Genomic DNA, 1,102 nt, shown 5'->3' with positions numbered 1-1,102 from the left:
GTTCAGCTTCCTGGTGCTGGTCGCGCGGCTGCGGGCACTCATTCGCAGAGGGGCTCCGGAACGGCCGGTGACTTTGGCAGTGGGTTCGCTGAGGCTGGACCCGACAACGCGACGCGTGACGCGGAACGGGCGGGACGTCTCCCTGACTGCCCGGGAGTTCGGTCCCCTTTCTGATGCGCAAGCCGGACGAGGTTTTGTCGAAGGCTCAGATCCTCGACAATGTCTGGGACCCGGAGTTCCGGGGCGGGGACAATGTCGTTGAGGTGTATATTGGGTATTTGCGGAGAAAAATTGATGAGCCGTTGGGCCTTAACTCGCTCAGGACGGTACGGGACATGGGGTACAGACTCAGCGCCGATTAGAGTCCGACGGGCACATCGGCATGGGGCACGGCGGCCAGCGGGGCCATTGCCGGGAAACTGACCTCAAAGCGACACCAGCCCTGTGACGTCTCGGTTGCAATAACGCGACCATCGTGGGCCTCCACGATGCCACGGACGATCGCCAAACCCAGGCCGCTTCCGCCCTGGTGGCGTGACCGGCTCTCATCCAGGCGGACAAATCGCCCGAAGATCCTTTCCCTGTCGGCGCGACGGGTACGGGGGTTCCATCGTCATCGATGGTCACAACCACTGTCTGAACCATGACCGACAGCTTCACGGCGATGGTCCTTGCGGCATGGCGGTCGGCGTTGTCGAGCACGTTCCGAAAGGCCTGACCCAGCCGGCCCGGATCTCCCGCAACCTTGGCCGGAACCAGGTCAGCGACGATCCGGTGCTTGCCGCAATTCAGTGGCCAGAACATCGTCGAGGTCTACATCCTCACGGCGGACGGCCAGTCCTTCGTCGTCGGCCTTGGACAATGTCAGGAGGTCTTCCACGAGGCCCTGCAACCGTTGCGTCTCTTCGGCAAGGATCGGCTGCATGCCCCGCCATGTCTCTCCGGAGGCGTCAGCGATGGAGATGTCCGAGCCTGTGCGGATTGTCGTGAGCGGGCTCCGCAATTCGTGGCTGGCGTTGGTGACAAACTGGCGTTGCCTTTGATCGGCTGTTTCGATCCGGTCCAGCATGGAATTCATTGTGGCGGCCAAGGCCTGCAGCTC

1 protein-coding gene and 3 pseudogenes are annotated in these 1,102 nt (G+C 62.7%); 1 reads left to right on the top strand and 3 read right to left on the bottom strand.

The genetic code is table 11. The annotated features are described in order from the left end of the window. A pseudogene (locus CXQ88_RS21355) lies at positions 1-362 on the top strand (winged helix-turn-helix domain-containing protein); the annotation flags it as partial. Here the strand turns inward: CXQ88_RS21355 and CXQ88_RS22075 are convergent. From CXQ88_RS22075 to CXQ88_RS21345, 3 genes and pseudogenes are all read right to left on the bottom strand, one after another. After that, positions 359-577: pseudogene (locus CXQ88_RS22075) on the bottom strand (ATP-binding protein); the annotation flags it as partial. The pseudogenes CXQ88_RS21355 and CXQ88_RS22075 sit on opposite strands and share 4 nt — an antisense overlap. A gap of 26 nt (positions 578-603) precedes the next feature. Then, a pseudogene (locus tag CXQ88_RS22790) lies at positions 604-804 on the bottom strand (ATP-binding protein); the annotation flags it as partial. Next, the coding region (locus CXQ88_RS21345; protein ID WP_219816372.1) for a cell wall metabolism sensor histidine kinase WalK at positions 761-1,102 on the bottom strand (342 nt) is incomplete at its 5' end. The pseudogene CXQ88_RS22790 and the gene CXQ88_RS21345, both read right to left, overlap by 44 nt.

This window comes from Arthrobacter sp. ZGTC412 (assembly GCF_002929215.1).
In the GTDB taxonomy this organism is placed as follows: domain Bacteria; phylum Actinomycetota; class Actinomycetes; order Actinomycetales; family Micrococcaceae; genus Arthrobacter.
This window is presented reverse-complemented; position numbering and strand designations above follow the sequence as displayed.